Consider the following 15,608-nt stretch of genomic DNA (forward strand, 5'->3'; position numbering starts at 1 on the left):
TCAGCGGTCCATCAGCCGTTGTAAGGCAGAAGCTTGGCTGCGACAGGCACGTTGGGGTCGGTGGCATTCTCGGTCACGACATAGTCGAGCGGGAACTTGGCTCCTTCCTTGGCGGCGACCCATTGCGTGCCGATGATCGGGCCGGGCGAGACATTGGCCACGGGTCCGCTGGTGAAGTCGACCTTGCCGACCATCGTCTCGGTTTTCAGCGAGCTCAGCGCCTTGGCCACCGCTGCCTTGTCCTTGGCATCGGTGCTTGCCTTCAGCGCTTCGAAGCCGGCATCGAGCAGCGACATAGAGGCGCCGAGCTGCTGCGTCCACTGCTTGCCGCTCGCCGCCTCGTAGCCATCGGCCAGCTCGATGCCCGAAACGCCGGTCAGCGGCGACTTGTAGGGGAAGGCCTTGTGCCAATAGGCGGCGCTCGAAATCTTCACGCCGAGATCGCCGAGCGCCTCGATGTCGGACGGGAACAGCCCGGTCTTGGCGACCTGGCAGATCTTGATCTGCTTGATCAGGCCTTGCTGTGCCGCCTGGCGCCAGAACGCCGCGAAATCCGGCGGGATCGGGAAGGAATTGAAGATCTCGACGCCTTCCTGCTTGAACAGCGCGATCTGCGAGGAATAGTCGGTGGTGCCGGTCTCATAGGCGCCGGGATCGACAATGGTGAAACCTTGCTTGGCCAGCAGCGGCGCCAAATGGGCGCGGATGGCATTGCCATCGGCATCGTTGGGATACATGACGCCGACCTTCTTGTTGGTCTCGATCAGGTTCCATTGCGAGATATAGGCCTTGAAGAACTCGCCGACGCCGAAGCCGAAATGATAGGTCCACCTGAACGGCGAGGGCGCATCGGGCTTGGCGCCGCGGCCGAAATACCAGGCTTCCCACGGCATGACCGTCGACAGGCATGGCACGCCGGCGGCCTCGCAGGCGTCGGCCACGGGATTGATCACCTCCGGCGTCGATACCGCCAGCATCAGGTCGATGGCCTGGTTGTTGATCAGGTCCTTGGCCAGCTGACCGGCGCGTGACGGGTCGGACTGCGTGTCCTGGTCGAGGATCTCGACGCTGTATTTCTTGCCGCCGATGTCGAGGCCGCCGGCCAGCGCCTTGCGGGCCAGGTCGAGCACGTAGCCGTCGGTCTGGCCGAAGCCGGCGAGCGGCCCGGTGCGCGGGCTGACGAAGCCGACCTTGAGCGTGTCGCCTGCCTGGGCAAAGGCGCCGCGGCCGCCAAGCGTGAGAGCTGCGCCGCCAGCGATCGAGGTGGCGATGAACTGGCGCCGCGAAATGCCTGGAATACTGGATTTGCTGCCGATAGCGTGAGTCATACGTTCCTCCCTCTGTGCTCCTCAGTCGTCACAGTGCACCAGCGGTTTGGTTCGGTAAAATGATATTTTGCGGTGTTTCGTTAACCCCTGGGTTAGGAAATTCGGGACCAACAGCGGCTATCTCGAGCCTAGCTGCCTTGCCTTGCCGCTTCGCGGACGGTCTGCAGCAGGATGGAGAAAGCCGGCGAGTGCGCGGTGTCCGTGCGCATCGTCAGGCCGACTGGGCCCTTGGTTTCCTCTGTGTTGACCGGCAAGGCGACGAAGGCGCCGCTGCCGAGTTCGTTGGCAACGACCCCGGCCGAAATGATCCAGACCGCATTGCTCTGCCGCAGGAAAGCGCGACCAAAGGAGTCCGAGACGGTTTCGATCTCGGTTGCCGGCGCCGTCATGCCATTGGTGATGAACAGGCGGTCGACGAAGGGACGGATAACCGATTCCCGCGTCGGCATCAGCATCGGGAATTCGTCGAGCCGTGCGAACACATCCTGTCCCGGGTCAAGCAGTGGATGTCCCGCCCGCACCACGAACAGCACCGGTTCGGAATAGAGGTGCTCGAAGAAGAAGCCGGTCATGTTCTCCGGCGCCGCCAGCCGTCCAACGACGAGATCGAGCGCGCCGGTGCGCAACTGTTCGAGCAGCACCGCGTTCTCGCCGGTAACAATCTTGATCGCAGCACCAGTGCCCTCTTCGAGAAACAAGGTCATGGCGAGCGGCATGACCCGCGCCGACACTGTCGGCAGCGCGCCGATACGGATCGGATGCCGGTTGACCGCTCCGTCCTGCCTGACGGAATCGACGCCTTGCTTCAGCGCCGTGATCGCCGTGCCGGCATGGCGCAGGAAGATTTCGCCGATGCGCGTCAGCCTGATGCCCCGGCCGTCGCGTTCGACCACCGCCACACCCAGCGCCTCTTCCAGTTCGCGCAATGTCTTGGTCACCGCCGGCGGGCTGACGTGCAGCAAGTCGGCCGCCCGCGCCACGCTTCCCTGCCGCGCAACTTCCAGGAATGCCTGCAGGTGGCGGAACCGGATGCGGCCTACGGACATGGATTTGATAACCCCTGAGTTAATGAAACGGTGCAAAATATCATTTTACCGAACCAAACGCCTTGTGCAATGTGGGGATGGAGGATCGAAATCGTGCCATTCGTCACCATTGGCGGCATCACGCTGCACCATCGCCACATCAAGGCGGCCGGCAATGCGCGCCCGATCATATTCATCAATTCTCTGGGCACCGATTTCCGGATCTGGGACGAAATTGTCTCCGCGCTCGATGGTGAAATGCCGGTGCTGGTCTATGACAAGCGCGGTCACGGGCTGTCCGATATCGGCGACATCAGGTCGATCGACGATCATGTCGATGATCTCTCGGCGCTCATCGATCATTTCGGGCTGAGCAAGGTCGTGCTGTGCGGCCTGTCGGTCGGTGGCCTGATCGCACAAGGCTTTTATCGCAGGCGCCCAGAAATGGTCGAAGGCCTGATCCTGTGCGACACGGCCCACAAGATCGGCACGACAGACAGCTGGAACACACGCATCGCGACGGTCGAAAGCAAGGGCATCCAGGCCATTGCGGACGGAGTGCTCAAAGTGTGGTTCACCCCCGCCTTCCACGCGGCGCGTCTGGCCGAGCTGGACGGCTACTGGAACATGATGACCAGGCAAGCGCTTGCGGGTTACATCGGGACTTGCGTGGCGGTTCGCGATGCGGATTTCACCGATGCCGCGCGCCACATCGCGGTGCCGACGCTCTGCGTCGCCGGCGACCAGGATGGCTCGACGCCTCCCGATCTCGTCCGCTCGCTGGCCGACCTGATCCCCGGCGCGCGCTTCGAGATCATTCGCGACGCCGGGCATATTCCTTGTGTCGAACAACCGAAAGCGCTGACCGCCTTGATCCGCGATTTTATCGCATCGCTTGCCCCTGGAGCAGAACCCCATGGATGAAGTCCCCGGCAACGAAGCCAGATATCGCACGGGTCTCGCGGTGCGGCGCTCAGTGCTCGGCGACCGGCATGTCGACCGGGCCGAGGTCGCCGCCACCGATTTCGACCAGCCTTTCCAGGAACTGATCACCGAGGCCGCCTGGGGAACCGTGTGGGCGCGGCCGGGCTTCAGCAAGCGCGAACGTTCGATCGTCACGCTGGCGCTGCTGGCCGCACTCGGCCATGATGAGGAGGTCGCCATGCATGTGCGCGCCACCGTCAACACCGGTGCTTCGCGCGACGATATCTGCGAGGCGTTCCTGCATGTCGCCATCTATGCCGGCGTGCCGGCCGCCAACCGTGCCTTCAAGATCGCCAAGGACGTGTTTTCGGAAATGGACGGAGCCAAGAATGCCCGCTAAGTCCGGCTCGAACCAGAGACCCGAGACCGGCGCCTTCTTCCAGCGCGACCGGACCTGGCATCCGCCGGCGCTGACGCCGAACTACAAGACCTCCGTGCTGCGCTCGCCGCGGAAGGCGCTGCTTGCCTTCGACAACACGCTGTCGGAAATAACAGGTCCTGTCTTCGGCCACGCCATGCTCGGCGAACTCGACGCCGACCTGATCCACAATTTCGCCAAACCCGGCGAGAGCGCCATTGGCGAGCGCATCATCGTCTATGGGCGGGTGCTCGACGAACGCGGTGTTGGCGTGCCCGACGCTCTGCTCGAATTCTGGCAGGCCAATGCGGGTGGCCGTTATCGTCACAAGAAGGATGGCTACTTGGCGCCGCTCGACCCGAATTTTGGCGGCTGCGGCCGTGCCATATCAGGCGAGGATGGCGGCTATGCCTTTCGCACCGTCAAGCCCGGTCCCTATCCCTGGCCGAACGGGCCGAACGACTGGCGCCCCTCGCATATTCATTTCTCGGTGTTCGGCCACGGCTTTGCCCAGCGGCTGATCACGCAGATGTATTTCGAGGGCGACCCGCTGATCTGGCAGTGCCCGATCGCGCGAGGCATCCCCGACAAGGCAGCCGTTGAGACGCTGATCGCCGCGCTCGACATGCAAGCGACGATCCCCTTCGACGCGCGCGCCTACAAGTTCGACATCGTGCTGCGCGGGCGGCGCGCGTCGCTGTTCGAAAGCAGGCTGGAGGGCAATTGATGGCTCAATCGCTCGACCGGCTGAAGGAGAGCCCTTCACAGACCGCGGGACCGTATGTCCATATCGGGCTGACGCCCAATTTCTGCGGCATCGGCGGCGTCTACCCGGCCGACCTTGGTGCGACCATGGTCAACGACAAGACCAAGGGTGAGCGCATCGGTCTTCGCATCCGGGTGCTCGACGGCACCGGCACGCCGCTCAAGGACGCGCTGATCGAGATCTGGCAAGCGGATGCGGATGGGCTTTACAATTCGCCGGCAGAACCGCGCGGTGCCGCCGATCCGAACTTCTTCGGCTGGGGCCGTTGTCCGACCGACATGGACACCGGCCTGTGCACGTTCGAGACGATCAAGCCGGGCCGGGTGCCGTTCAGGGATGGCAGCCTGATGGCGCCGCACATCACGCTCTGGATTATCGCGCGCGGCATCAATCTCGGCCTTCACACACGGCTCTATTTTTCCGACGAGGAAAAGGCCAATGCCGGGGATGCGATCCTGGCACGGATCGAGCACCGCATCCGGGTGCCGACGCTGATCGCCGAGCGCAAGGGCGATATCTACGTCTTCGACGTCCATCTCCAGGGGGAGAAGGAAACGGTCTTCTTCGACAGCTGATGCTCAGGAGACTCGCGCCATGACCGTATCACCCTTCGACCATCCACTGCTCTCCGCTCTCCTCGGCGACGAGGAAGCGGCGAGGCATTTTTCCGTCGAGGCGGAAATCGAGGCGATGCTGGCCTTCGAGCGTGCGCTGGCGGAAGCGGAGGCCGAAACCGGGATCATCGCCAGCGACGCGGCGGCGGTGATCGTGGCCGCACTTGCCACGTTCCGGCCCGACACCGCCCCGCTGCGGGCCGCTGTCGCCAGGGACGGCGTCATGGTGCCGGAACTGGTGCGCCAGATCAGGGCAGCGGTCGGCGAACCGCATGGGACGAAAGTGCATTTCGGCGCGACCAGCCAGGATGTCATCGACACCGGCCTGATGCTTCGGTTCAAATCCATCGTCGAGCATCTCGATCTGCTGTTGACCGAAACCGTCATGCGCCTCGCCGCGCTCGAAGAGCATTTTGGCCGCAGGACGCTGACCGGAATGACGCGCATGCAACCGGCGATTCCGATCCAAGTGGCCGATCGCGTCAAAGCGTGGCGGGCGCCGCTGCAACGGCATCAGGAAAGGCTGTCGGAGCAGTCGAGGCGTCTGCTGGTGGTGCAGTTTGGCGGTGCCGCCGGCACGCTGGAAAAGTTTGATGACAAGGGGCCGGCGGTGCGCGCGGCCCTTGCCGCGAAACTCGGCCTTGGCGACGCCCGGCAGTGGCAGAGCCAGCGAGACGCGCTCGCCGATTTTGCCGGCTGGCTGTCGCTGGTCACGGGCAGCCTTGGCAAGTTCGGCCAGGACATCGCGCTGATGGCGCAAGGCGGAACCGACATCGAACTGTCGGGTGGCGGCGGCTCGTCGGCCATGCAGCACAAGCAGAACCCGGTGAAGGCCGAGGCGCTGGTGGCGCTCGCCCGCTTCAACGCCACGCAGCTTTCCGGCATGCATCAGGCACTTGTGCATGAACAGGAACGCTCGGGCGCGGCATGGACGCTGGAATGGCTGCTGCTGCCGCAGATGGCCGTCGCGACCGCCGCGTCGCTGCGCCTTGCCGCCGAACTGGCCGCACAGGTCGAAAGTCTCGGCCACTGATGCGCAGCCAGGTCGTTATCATTGGTTCGGGACCGTCCGGCCTGCTGCTCGGCCAGCTGCTGGCCGGCATCGGCGTCGAGACGGTCATTCTGGAACGCGCGAGCCGCGAGCATGTGCTTGGCCGCGTACGCGCCGGCGTGCTCGAACAAGGCACTGTCGAATTGCTGGAGGAAGCGGGTGCCGCGGCACGGCTGCATGCCGAGGGGCTGCCGCATTCCGGCATCTCGCTGGCCTTCGACGGACGCCTGCACCGCATCGACCTTACCGCACTCACCGGCGGCAAGCATGTCACCGTCTACGGTCAGACCGAAGTGACACATGATTTGATGGATGAACGCGATGCGGCAGGGTTGACCACGATCTACGAGGCGGCTGATGTCGCGCCGCACGATTTCGATGGTGAGGCACCTTTCGTCACCTATGACAGGGACGGCGCCACGCATCGTATCGACTGCGACTTCATTGCCGGTTGTGACGGCTATCACGGCATCAGCCGCAAATCTGTGCCCGCGGATGCGCTGAAGACCTTCGAGCGGCACTATCCGTTCGGCTGGCTCGGCCTGCTGGCCGAAGTGCCGCCGGCCCATCACGAACTGGTATACGCCAATCACGAACGGGGTTTCGCACTGTGCTCGATGCGCTCGACGCATCGCAGCCGCTACTATGTACAGTGCCCGCAGGACGATCGTGTCGAAGCTTGGTCCGACGACCGCTTCTGGGACGAGTTGCGCTGCCGCTTGCCGGAGCAAACAGCGGCAAGCGTCGTCACGGGGCCATCCTTCGAGAAGTCGATCGCGCCGCTGCGCTCTTTCGTTGCCGAGCCGCTGCGCTTCGGCCGGCTTTTCCTGGTCGGCGACGCCGCCCACATCGTGCCGCCGACCGGCGCCAAAGGGCTCAACCTCGCCGCCAGCGACGTGCGCTATCTCTTCGCCGGCTTGCGCGACTTCTATGTCGAGAAATCACACGCCGGCATCGACGCCTATTCAGGCAAGGCGCTGGCACGGGTCTGGAAGGCGGTGCGCTTCTCCTGGTGGATGACGACGATGCTGCACCGCTTTCCCGACACCGGCGAGTTCGGCCAGCGCATTCAGGAGGCCGAGCTCGACTATCTTGTCCATTCGCAAGCCGCGTCGACCGCGCTCGCCGAGAACTATGTCGGCCTGCCTTACTGAGGGCCGCGGATCATCCGGCGCCTTGCTGCCTGGCAAAATCCAACAGGATCGGGTGCTGCCCCTTGAGGATCTTTACCTCGGCCTCGGGCAAGGTGAACCAGCCCGCTTTGTCGACTTCCGGGAACTCCTTCAGGAATCCCGACCTTGGCGGCCATTCCATGGTGAAAATGTTGCTCTTGATGGCAGCCACATCGATGTCGAAGGCCGGTTCGACAGACCAGGCCGTGACGATCTTTCCCCCCGGTTGCCTGTAGTCGCCGAGACGCGTGAAGGATCCGTCGATCTTGACGCCGAGCTCTTCCTCGGTTTCGCGTTGCGCTGCCGCCAACTCGTCCTCGTTCTCGCCGACGAGGCCCTTCGGTATCGACCACGCACCGTCGTCCTTTTTCGCCCAGAACGGCCCGCCCGGGTGAACCAGCAACACCTTGAGATCGCCGTCGCCGCGGCGATAGATCAGCAATCCCGCACTGCGTTTTGCCATTTTGAACGTCCGTTTGCGAAGCCGGCAGCCTGCCGATGGTCCTTGAATCGTTGACGCGAACCTTGCACCTAGGGATTGCGACGCTATGTCAGGTGCGTCTGCATTGCGCCTCACCCACGAGTCCGGCAAACTGATACCATCGCTTATTTGGCGGCTCGAAGGCTAGGTGACGATGCAACTCGGTCTTATTGGCTACTATAGCGACTTCGTGGTCTATCCGCTGGTTATCGCCGCACTGGCAGTTGCAGGGCTGATCGAGGCCGGCGAAGACAATGCGCCAGGCTGGATCGGCACGGTCCTCGCCTGTCTCTTGCTCTGGACGCTGACCGAATACGTGCTGCACAGGTTCGTGCTTCATCACATTCCCTACATCAAGGACCTGCACGATCGTCACCATGTAGACGAGCGCGATTCGGTGGGCACGCCGACCTGGCTCAGCCTTGGGGTGCATGCGCTGGTTGCGTTTGTACCCGTCTGGATGGTCTCAGGTTTCGCAACCGCAAGTGCTGTAAGTTGCGGGCTGATGCTGGGGTACCTTTGGTACATCAGCATCCACCACATGATCCATCACTGGCATCCCAGCCATCCGAGCTATCTCTACACGCTCAAACGCCGCCACGCCGTGCATCATCACATCGACGAATCGGCCAATTTCGGTGTTACGTCGGCACTTTGGGATCGGGTCTTCGGTACGGCGCGGCTCTGAATCCAGGGGCTTGGCACCCCAGTCCTCGCTGCTTAACGCCTCTTTCCGCGACCGCCGGGAGATTTGGCCCCGCGCGGCCCGCTTTGAACCGGCGTGTTGTGCTGGTTTTCGTCGGACAGTTTGCGCCAGCGGGCAAGACGCTCCGGGTCCAGCGTCCCGGCCTTCAAGGCAGCCTGCACCGCGCAGCCCGGTTCATGCACATGCGTGCAGTCGCGGAACTTGCAGAGCGGGGCGAGTTCGGTGATTTCGGCAAACAGGGTGTCGATGCCGGAGGCGACATCACTGACGTGCAACGTCCGCATGCCGGGCGTGTCGATCACCCAGCCGCCACCTGCGATGGCGTGCAACGATCGCGACGTGGTGGTGTGGCGTCCCTTGGCATCGTGTTCGCGAATGCCTCGGGTCTGTTGCGGCGATTGCTGCGCCGGTCCGGCCAGCGTGTTGACCAGCGTCGATTTGCCGACGCCGGAAGAGCCGATCAGCGCCACCGTTTGGCCGGCGCCGCACCAGGCGGCCAGCGCGGTCGCGGCATCCGCGGTGCGCGGGTTCAGCGTCACGACGGCCAGTCCACGCTGCAGCGCCGCAGCCTGCTTCTGGTATGCCTCGGCGTCCTCAGCCGTGTCTGCCTTGGTCAGCAGGATCACCGGTGTCGTTCCTGCCTCGTTGGCGAGCGCCAGATAGCGCTCGAGCCGGGCGGGATTGAAGTCGGCATTGCAGGAGGTGACGATGAACAGCGTGTCGACATTGGCCGCGGCAAGTTGCGGCACCCTGCCGCCCTGGGTGCGGCGTTCCAGCACCGTCTTGCGGGTCAGGCGGCGCTGCACAAGCTTGTCATGCGCGTCGACGAGCACCCAGTCGCCGACGGCATAATCACCAGTGTTCGCTTGCGCCGGCAGCGTCAGATCGACTGGCCCTGCCTGGGACAGGCCGGTCAGGCGGTCGCGATGGACCGTGGCGATACGCGTCGGGATGAGCTTGGCTTCGCCGGGCTCGAGCTGGTCGCCGAAGAAATCCGTCCAGCCGAGGCTGGCGAGCGATGGCTTGGAGTGATCCGTCAAGGCTTTGACCACGGCGTCGCGGACATTGGACAGTATCCCTGGCAAAGTCGAAGGAGAGGCGGACCTCGGTTGGGCGATTGCGCAAGTCGTGTATGGGCGGCGCGGCGACTTTTGGCAAGCAGGGCCATGGCCGATAGCCGAGCCGCAAGCTTCAGCTCGGAACCAAAAAGCGCGGCATCGAACTGCCGGTCTTCGCCTCGCCGACAATTGCCGGCGCCGCTTCGCTTATCGCGGGTAGCTGGCCTTGCTGCCGAGGCCGTGGCCGGCGGTCAGCCCGTCGCACCGGCGTAGATGTCGAGCACTTCCGCCACGCTGCCGATCAGCAGCTCCCTGGCCTTTGGCGCCGCGGACCCGTTCGCCACCGCTGCGTCGAGACGGCCAAGATACTGGCTGATGAGGGGTGGGGGAATGTCCCGGTCACCGAGCGCCTGCATCAGCGCGTCCGTGGCTTGCCGGGCCGCCAGCGCCGGCCAGTAATAGCGGATGCGGTCGCTGTAGGAGAAATGCCGCTCTATCCGCTGCTCGGTCTCGGAACCGTGGTAGTGGTTCTTCCAGTTGCCGGGTGCCGCCTGCATGGCGCGCTCCATCGCCGCCGGCAGGCTTTCGCGCGCCGGGTCGGGAACGAGGATATCGGCGATGTGGCTCAAGCCATAGAGCGCCTCGCGCAGCGCGAAGGTCAGCCATGGCCCGACCTTGAGGATGGCAAAGCCATCGTCGACCAGTGCGGCCAGCGCCGTCACCGGCTGGTAGTCGGTCGAATGGGCCTCGAAGACGAATTGCGGCAGGTCGCGCAGCGTGCCGGCCAGCGCCTGGGCGCGTTCCGGCCTGTAGGCGATCACCTCCGCATTGCCGAATTCGACGCCCGGCTGCACGACGATACCCATCGCACGCGAAAAGGCCTTGTCCAGACCGCGGCGGCTGAACGCCTGCTCGTGGATGCGGACGGTTTCAAGTGCCGCCTCGGGCGTCGTCACCGCCAGATGGTCCATCGCTTCAAGGGCACCGCCCGGCACCGGTACTTCGGTGCCGATAACGTAGACAGGCTTGGCGCCGCCCGTTCGGTCGGCCGCAGCCTCCGCCACCGCGGCCAGTTCGGCGGCGCGCTCTGCAATCGTCGCGTCGGGCGGCGCCGCGCCTTCGCCGGCGCAGCCCATGCTGGCGTCGAGATGGATCTTGGTGAAGCCGGCCTCGGCATAGGCGTCTACCATGCGCGAGGCGTTCTGCATGGCCTCGGGCGCCGGAAGGTCCTTCCACGGATTGGGCCCGAGGTGGTCGCCGCCGAGCACCAGCCTGTCCAGGGGAAAGGCGACCTTGTCGGCGATGACCTCGACGAAGCGGCGGAAATCGCCGGGCGTCATGCCGGTGTAGCCGCCCTCGTGGTTGACCTGATTGCAGGTCGCCTCGATCAGCACGTCGGCGCCACGTGCCTTGCCATGCCGCAGCGCCGCCTCGATGACCAGCGGATGGGCCGAACAGACCGAGGTGATGCCGCGGCGTTCGCCGGCCGCGCGACGCGTCGCGATGGCGGCCAGCCTGTCCGTCGCCTGGCTCATGCCGGCGCTCCGGTCTCGGCAGTCTCGATGAACGCTTCGACAGCGGCGAGGGAAGCTATGCCCTCCATCGGACCCTTTTTGGTCACGGCCAGCGCGCCGCAGGCATTGGCGACCTTGAGCGCTTTTTCAGGTACTGCCCCGCGCAGCCAGAAGGAGACGAAGGCCGCGGCAAAACAGTCACCGGCGCCGGTCGGGTCGATCTCGTCGACGACGAAGCCGGGCGATACGGTGCGCCCGGCACGGTCGTAGTGAACGGCACCCTGCGCGCCTTTCTTGATGACCACCGCCGAAATGCCGCGTTCCAGCATTTCGTGCACCGCGCCTTCCTCGTCGGCGGCCTTGGCGAAGGTGAACAGTTCCGGGCCGCTGGGCAGGAAAAGATCCGTCCGCGACAGCACGAAACTCAACGCTTGGCGCATGCCGGGCAGATCGAGCATCTCCTTGCGGATGTTGGGATCGAAGGAGACCGTGCCGCCGCGTGCCTTGACCGCTTCGATACCGGTGCGGGCCACCTCGATCATTTCTGGCGAGAACAGCGACGTGCCCATGACATGAAAATGATCAGCCCTCGCCAGCAGTGCGCGCGCCTCGGCGCCGATCTCGATCAGGCCGGCGGCACTCTGCTTGATGTTGTAGACAAAGTGCCGGCTGCCATCCGTCTCGTAGGTGACGAAGGCCGTTCCCGTCGCCGCGCCTCGATGCACCTTGATGGCCGAGATATCGGCGCCGTCGGAACGCAGGCGCTCGATGTTCAAATGTCCGAAATCGTCGTCGCCGACCGCGGCGATCAGGCCTGCCGGCTGGCCGAGCCGCGCCGCCTGGTCGACGAAAATCGCCGGTGCACCGGAAGGAAACGGGCCGATGAGCGGGCCGGGAGCGAGGAAACTCTGGCCGATCCGCTCGGCCATGATCTCGACCAGGATCTCGCCGGCGCAAACCAGTTTCTTCATGTTCTCACCATGTCGCTGGATGGCGTTGGGCTCGCCCGGCTGCACCATGCTCCGCTTTTCCAACCCGAACCCTACGTCTTCAATTTTAGAGCGTCAATAAATAATTTGACGCACGTAATGTTTTTGCGCTGTATTGGGAACTGTGAAAATTTGACTGAATAAGTTCGGTCAAGCATTGCTGCTTCCGGTCAACGGCCGCATGACTGGTGATGGCTCGCGTCCGGTCGGCGATGACGGCAAGGGGATCAGGAGTATCGATGGCGGAGAAGACACACCGCACGATGGATGACTTCGCCCAGGCATGTGGCGTGTCGCGGCCGACGCTGTCCAAATATTTCGACGACCCGGCGAGCGTGAAGCCGGCGACGCGGGCACGGATCGAAGCAGCCCTGCGCTCCTCGGACTATCAGCCGAACCTTTTCGCCCGCAACCTCAACCGCAAGCGCACCCGTAACATCGGCATCGTCGTGCCGACGATCACCGATCCGTTCTATGCCGAGATGGTCAGCCGCATCGAATTTCGCTGCCGCGACGAAGGCTACTGGCCGATCGTCATCTCCTCGCATGGCTCTCCGAAGCTGGAGGCGGAGTCGGTCAGGACGCTGCTGTCACTGAAGGTCGCCGGCGCGATCATAGCTCCGCTCGGCCTGGCCTCCGACCGAAGCGTTTTCGACAAGCTCGGGCAGGACATTCCGATCGTCTATTTCGACACCTATATCGAGGGCGATACGCCGTTCGTCGGCAACGACAACCGGCAGAGCGTGTCGACCATCGTCGATTATCTGTGCCGGTCGGGTGAGCCCCCGGCCTATCTCGACATTCCGCATGTCAACCACAACTCCGGCGAACGCCAGGAAAGCTACATCGTCGCGATGGAAACCGCCGGCTTCAAGCCGGTCGTGATCGAGGCCGCGCGCGATTACACTTGGGACTTCGAACGGGTCGGCTACGAGCAGATGGAAAGAATGCTGGAGGCCGGCAACTTGCCCGGCCGCACCATCCTGTGCGCCAACGATCGTCTCGCCTTTGGCGTGATGGCTGCCGCGTATTCGCGCGGCCTGAAGGTCGGCCGCAGGTCCGATTGCGATCTGCGCGTTGCCGCCCATGACGATCATCCGCTGAGCCGCTACACCTGTCCGGCGCTCACCACCATGGCGCAGGATTTCACCGCCATGGCCGGCCGCAGCGTCGAGATCCTGCTGGCCCTGCTGGACGAGGCCGATCCGCCGAAGCAAAGCCTGGCACGCACGGTCAAGCTCGATGCCACCCTAGTGATGCGTCAGTCGGCCTAAGCGTCAGCGACCCTGGGTCGAAATGGCGCCAGGCAGCCACCGCCTCGGCCACCGCTTGCCGCGCGGCTGGGATATGGCGTCCCATCGAGACGAAACCATGGATCTGGCCCGGCCATTGCCGCAGGATCACTGGCACGCCTTCGGCCTGCAGGCGCGCGGCATAGGCTCCCCCTTCGTCGGCGAGTATGTCGAAGCCCGCAAGCGCCACGAACGCCGGTGCGACACCGGCGATATCAGACGCCAGCAGGGGCGAGACGCGCCAGTCCAGCGTGTCGTCGGGCGTTCGCACATAGCGGTCGCGGAACCATGCCATGGTGGTTGCGGTCAGCCCGAAGCCGTCGCCGAAACGCCGGTAGCTGTCTGCCATCTGACGTGCGTCGGTGTTGGGATAGATCAGGATCTGCGCGGCAAGCGGTGGTGCCAGCCCATCGCGGGCGAGCAACGCCAGGACGGCGGCGAGATTGCCGCCGGCGCTGTCGCCGGCAACACCGATGTGGGCCGGGTCAATGCCGAGATTGGCGGCGTTCCGCGCCATGAAGCGCAGTGTCGCCAGCCCATCCTCCAGCCCGGCGGGAAATTTGTGCTCCGGCGCCAGGCGATAGTCGGGGCAGACGATGACGGCGTTGCCGAGATTGGCCAGCCAGCGGCAGATCTCGTCATGCGAATCGAGATTGCCGATGACCCAGCCGCCGCCATGCAGATAGAGCAGCGCCGGCGCCCCGCTCGGCAGTGCGCCAATGCCGCGATGGATGCGGACAGTGATGGCGCCGTTCGGCCCGTCGATCTGCTGTTCCAAGGTCGCGGCGACCGGCTCATGCTCGCCCTGCAGTGTCGGGAAGGAGGCGTTGTACGCGGCGCGCGCCGCCGCCACGCTGCCGTTCTCGAACGGCTCGCCGCCGGCGGCGCGGCCGATTTCGAGGACGCGCCGAGCATCCGGATCGAGTGTCATGGTCATGTCCTCAGGCCAGCAGGTCGCTTGCCTCTTCCTCGGTCAGCAGGGCCGGTTGGACGACATCGCCCGAGACGGCGACCGAGCCCTGTGTTTCACCGGAGCGCAGGATCGCCTCCATAATCTCCAGCACATGCAGCGCGAGGCTGCCAGAGGCGCGTGGCGTGTTGCCGGTTTGAAGCGAGCGCACCAGATCGGCGACGCCGAGCATGCGATAGTTGGCGCGATCGGGTGCCGCATAAGGCCAGTTGCGAGCGCCATAGAACTCGCCTTCGCTGGCGAAATCCTTCCACCCGGCGCCGCGTTCGGACAGCGACACGGTGCCGCCGAACGTATCGGGGTCGGGCAGGCGCAGCGAGCCGTCCGTGCCGTGCAGCTCGATCGGATGGTTGGAGTGGCGAAAGACATCCCATGAGGCGCCGAAGGTGACAGTCGCGCCGGAGCGGAATTCGAGCAGCGACAAAACGTTGGTCGGCGTGCCGACCTTGAATGTGGTGTTCTTGAATGGCCCTTCGGCGGATATCAGCCGCTCCTCCTGGCCGCGTGTCGCCATCGCCATGACGCGCTCGACTGGACCGAGCAGATTGACCAGCATGGTCAGATAGTAGGGGCCCATGTCGAACACCGGACCGCCACCGGGTTGGTAGTAGAATTGCGGGTTGGGATGCCAGTGCTCCATGCCGCGGCCCATCATGAAGGCGGTGCCGGTGACCGGGCGACCGATGGCACCCTCGTCCATCAGGCGGCGCGCCCGGCGTCCGGCGGCACCCAGGAAGGTGTCGGGCGCCGAGCCGAGCAGCAGGCCGCGCGACCTCGCCTCGTTGACCAGGCGCTGTCCGTCGGCGGCCGAGGTGGCGAGCGGCTTTTCGGTGAAGACGTGCTTGCCGGCGGAAAGTGCTGAAAACGAAATGTCGAAATGCGCCGCCGGAATGGTCAGGTTGAGGACAAGATCGATCTCGGTGTCGGCCAGCAGCGCATCGACGCCGAGCGCCCGGATGCCATATTCTTTCGCGCGCAATGCCGCCATGTCGGCCGAGATATCGGCGCAGGCGCGCAATTCGATCCCGCCGAAGAGGGCGGCGTTGCGTAGGTAGGTCATCGAGATATTGCCGCATCCGACGACGCCGATCCCGAGTTTCGTCTTTGTTTTCCCGTGCATTTTCGATCGTACCTCCCGACGCGGTCATGGTCTGCCGGATCCGCCCAGCCGGCCACGGATCGCCTTCTCAAGGGCTATACAACATTTTAAATATTGACGCGCGTAAAATTTTTATACAACATGCGAAAATGCTGGCGCGATACCGGGAGGCTGCCAGCCCTAGGAGGAGAAAATGACAGA

At 64.4% G+C, this 15,608-nt stretch carries 16 protein-coding genes; 8 read left to right on the plus strand and 8 right to left on the minus strand.

The window, feature by feature from the left end:
* Window positions 1-11: 11 nt before the first annotated feature.
* Window positions 12-1,328, minus strand: coding sequence for an ABC transporter substrate-binding protein (locus NKH03_RS09010; protein WP_352968112.1), 1,317 nt, complete (start codon window positions 1,326-1,328; stop codon window positions 12-14).
* 128 nt (window positions 1,329-1,456) lie between these two features.
* Window positions 1,457-2,374, minus strand: coding sequence for a pca operon transcription factor PcaQ (gene pcaQ / locus NKH03_RS09015; RefSeq protein WP_352867327.1), 918 nt, complete (start codon window positions 2,372-2,374; stop codon window positions 1,457-1,459).
* Window positions 2,375-2,467: 93 nt separating this feature from the next.
* Between pcaQ and pcaD the strand changes: the two genes are divergently transcribed.
* From pcaD to pobA, 6 genes are read left to right on the plus strand one after another with little or no spacing between them, the layout of a single operon-like run.
* Entirely contained in the window at window positions 2,468-3,277 is an 810-nt protein-coding gene (gene pcaD, locus NKH03_RS09020; protein ID WP_352867324.1) for a 3-oxoadipate enol-lactonase, read from the plus strand.
* Complete coding sequence (gene pcaC, locus NKH03_RS09025) at window positions 3,270-3,677, plus strand: 4-carboxymuconolactone decarboxylase (protein WP_352867322.1); 408 nt, start codon at window positions 3,270-3,272, stop codon at window positions 3,675-3,677. Before pcaD ends, pcaC begins: the two co-directional genes overlap by 8 nt.
* Window positions 3,667-4,422 (plus strand): protocatechuate 3,4-dioxygenase subunit beta, encoded by a 756-nt coding sequence (gene pcaH / locus NKH03_RS09030; protein WP_352968113.1) that lies wholly within the window; start codon window positions 3,667-3,669, stop codon window positions 4,420-4,422. The genes pcaC and pcaH overlap by 11 nt, the downstream gene beginning before the upstream one ends.
* The gene (gene pcaG, locus NKH03_RS09035; RefSeq protein WP_352968114.1) at window positions 4,422-5,036 is read left to right on the plus strand and encodes a protocatechuate 3,4-dioxygenase subunit alpha; all 615 of its coding nucleotides are present in this window, start codon (window positions 4,422-4,424) and stop codon (window positions 5,034-5,036) included. Before pcaH ends, pcaG begins: the two co-directional genes overlap by 1 nt.
* A 19-nt stretch (window positions 5,037-5,055) precedes the next feature.
* Window positions 5,056-6,108 carry a 3-carboxy-cis,cis-muconate cycloisomerase gene (locus NKH03_RS09040; protein WP_352968115.1) on the plus strand — a complete coding sequence of 351 codons (1,053 nt, stop codon included), beginning with the start codon at window positions 5,056-5,058 and terminating at the stop codon, window positions 6,106-6,108.
* The gene (gene pobA / locus NKH03_RS09045) at window positions 6,108-7,280 is read left to right on the plus strand and encodes a 4-hydroxybenzoate 3-monooxygenase (protein ID WP_352968116.1); all 1,173 of its coding nucleotides are present in this window, start codon (window positions 6,108-6,110) and stop codon (window positions 7,278-7,280) included. Before NKH03_RS09040 ends, pobA begins: the two co-directional genes overlap by 1 nt.
* Before the next feature lie 10 nt (window positions 7,281-7,290).
* Here pobA and NKH03_RS09050 read toward each other — a convergent pair whose 3' ends face one another.
* Window positions 7,291-7,761 (minus strand): NUDIX hydrolase, encoded by a 471-nt coding sequence (locus NKH03_RS09050; RefSeq protein WP_352968117.1) that lies wholly within the window; start codon window positions 7,759-7,761, stop codon window positions 7,291-7,293.
* A 172-nt stretch (window positions 7,762-7,933) separates the two neighbouring features.
* On the opposite strand from NKH03_RS09050, the gene NKH03_RS09055 reads away from it, so the two are divergent.
* Entirely contained in the window at window positions 7,934-8,467 is a 534-nt protein-coding gene (locus NKH03_RS09055; protein WP_352968118.1) for a sterol desaturase family protein, read from the plus strand.
* A gap of 32 nt (window positions 8,468-8,499) precedes the next feature.
* On the opposite strand, the gene rsgA is transcribed toward NKH03_RS09055, so the two are convergent.
* From rsgA to NKH03_RS09070, 3 genes are all read right to left on the minus strand, one after another.
* A complete protein-coding gene (rsgA, locus tag NKH03_RS09060) occupies window positions 8,500-9,537 on the minus strand; it encodes a ribosome small subunit-dependent GTPase A (RefSeq protein ID WP_352968119.1) in 1,038 nt (345 codons plus the stop codon).
* A gap of 257 nt (window positions 9,538-9,794) precedes the next feature.
* Window positions 9,795-11,078, minus strand: coding sequence for a D-tagatose-bisphosphate aldolase, class II, non-catalytic subunit (locus tag NKH03_RS09065; protein WP_352968121.1), 1,284 nt, complete (start codon window positions 11,076-11,078; stop codon window positions 9,795-9,797).
* On the minus strand, window positions 11,075-12,028 hold the full coding sequence (locus tag NKH03_RS09070; protein ID WP_352968211.1) for a tagatose kinase: 954 nt from the start codon (window positions 12,026-12,028) through the stop codon (window positions 11,075-11,077). The genes NKH03_RS09065 and NKH03_RS09070 overlap by 4 nt, the downstream gene beginning before the upstream one ends.
* Before the next feature lie 257 nt (window positions 12,029-12,285).
* Here NKH03_RS09070 and NKH03_RS09075 point away from each other — a divergent pair, with 257 nt between their 5' ends.
* Window positions 12,286-13,320 (plus strand): LacI family DNA-binding transcriptional regulator, encoded by a 1,035-nt coding sequence (locus NKH03_RS09075; RefSeq protein ID WP_352968122.1) that lies wholly within the window; start codon window positions 12,286-12,288, stop codon window positions 13,318-13,320.
* Here the strand turns inward: NKH03_RS09075 and NKH03_RS09080 are convergent.
* Complete coding sequence (locus NKH03_RS09080; RefSeq protein ID WP_352968123.1) at window positions 13,280-14,269, minus strand: alpha/beta hydrolase; 990 nt, start codon at window positions 14,267-14,269, stop codon at window positions 13,280-13,282. The genes NKH03_RS09075 and NKH03_RS09080 overlap by 41 nt on opposite strands.
* Window positions 14,270-14,279: 10 nt before the next feature.
* The gene (locus NKH03_RS09085) at window positions 14,280-15,428 is read right to left on the minus strand and encodes a Gfo/Idh/MocA family protein (protein ID WP_352968124.1); all 1,149 of its coding nucleotides are present in this window, start codon (window positions 15,426-15,428) and stop codon (window positions 14,280-14,282) included.
* Between the last annotated feature and the right edge of the window lie 180 nt (window positions 15,429-15,608).

The sequence above is a fragment of the Mesorhizobium sp. M1406 genome (assembly GCF_040317555.1).
Classification (GTDB): Bacteria; Pseudomonadota; Alphaproteobacteria; order Rhizobiales; family Rhizobiaceae; genus Mesorhizobium.

Bases quoted from the DNA above. Each gene is read 5' to 3' on its own strand.
- pobA (WP_352968116.1), top strand. From the start codon at position 6,108: ATGCGCAGCCAGGTCGTTATCATTGGTTCGGGACCGTCCGGCCTGCTG.
- pcaQ (WP_352867327.1), bottom strand. From the start codon at position 2,374: ATGTCCGTAGGCCGCATCCGGTTCCGCCACCTGCAGGCATTCCTGGAA.
- pcaH (WP_352968113.1), top strand. From the start codon at position 3,667: ATGCCCGCTAAGTCCGGCTCGAACCAGAGACCCGAGACCGGCGCCTTC.
- NKH03_RS09055 (WP_352968118.1), top strand. From the start codon at position 7,934: ATGCAACTCGGTCTTATTGGCTACTATAGCGACTTCGTGGTCTATCCG.
- NKH03_RS09010 (WP_352968112.1), bottom strand. From the start codon at position 1,328: ATGACTCACGCTATCGGCAGCAAATCCAGTATTCCAGGCATTTCGCGG.
- pcaC (WP_352867322.1), top strand. From the start codon at position 3,270: ATGGATGAAGTCCCCGGCAACGAAGCCAGATATCGCACGGGTCTCGCG.
- NKH03_RS09080 (WP_352968123.1), bottom strand. From the start codon at position 14,269: ATGACACTCGATCCGGATGCTCGGCGCGTCCTCGAAATCGGCCGCGCC.
- NKH03_RS09040 (WP_352968115.1), top strand. From the start codon at position 5,056: ATGACCGTATCACCCTTCGACCATCCACTGCTCTCCGCTCTCCTCGGC.
- NKH03_RS09050 (WP_352968117.1), bottom strand. From the start codon at position 7,761: ATGGCAAAACGCAGTGCGGGATTGCTGATCTATCGCCGCGGCGACGGC.
- pcaG (WP_352968114.1), top strand. From the start codon at position 4,422: ATGGCTCAATCGCTCGACCGGCTGAAGGAGAGCCCTTCACAGACCGCG.
- NKH03_RS09065 (WP_352968121.1), bottom strand. From the start codon at position 11,078: ATGAGCCAGGCGACGGACAGGCTGGCCGCCATCGCGACGCGTCGCGCG.
- NKH03_RS09070 (WP_352968211.1), bottom strand. From the start codon at position 12,028: ATGAAGAAACTGGTTTGCGCCGGCGAGATCCTGGTCGAGATCATGGCC.
- NKH03_RS09075 (WP_352968122.1), top strand. From the start codon at position 12,286: ATGGCGGAGAAGACACACCGCACGATGGATGACTTCGCCCAGGCATGT.
- NKH03_RS09085 (WP_352968124.1), bottom strand. From the start codon at position 15,428: ATGCACGGGAAAACAAAGACGAAACTCGGGATCGGCGTCGTCGGATGC.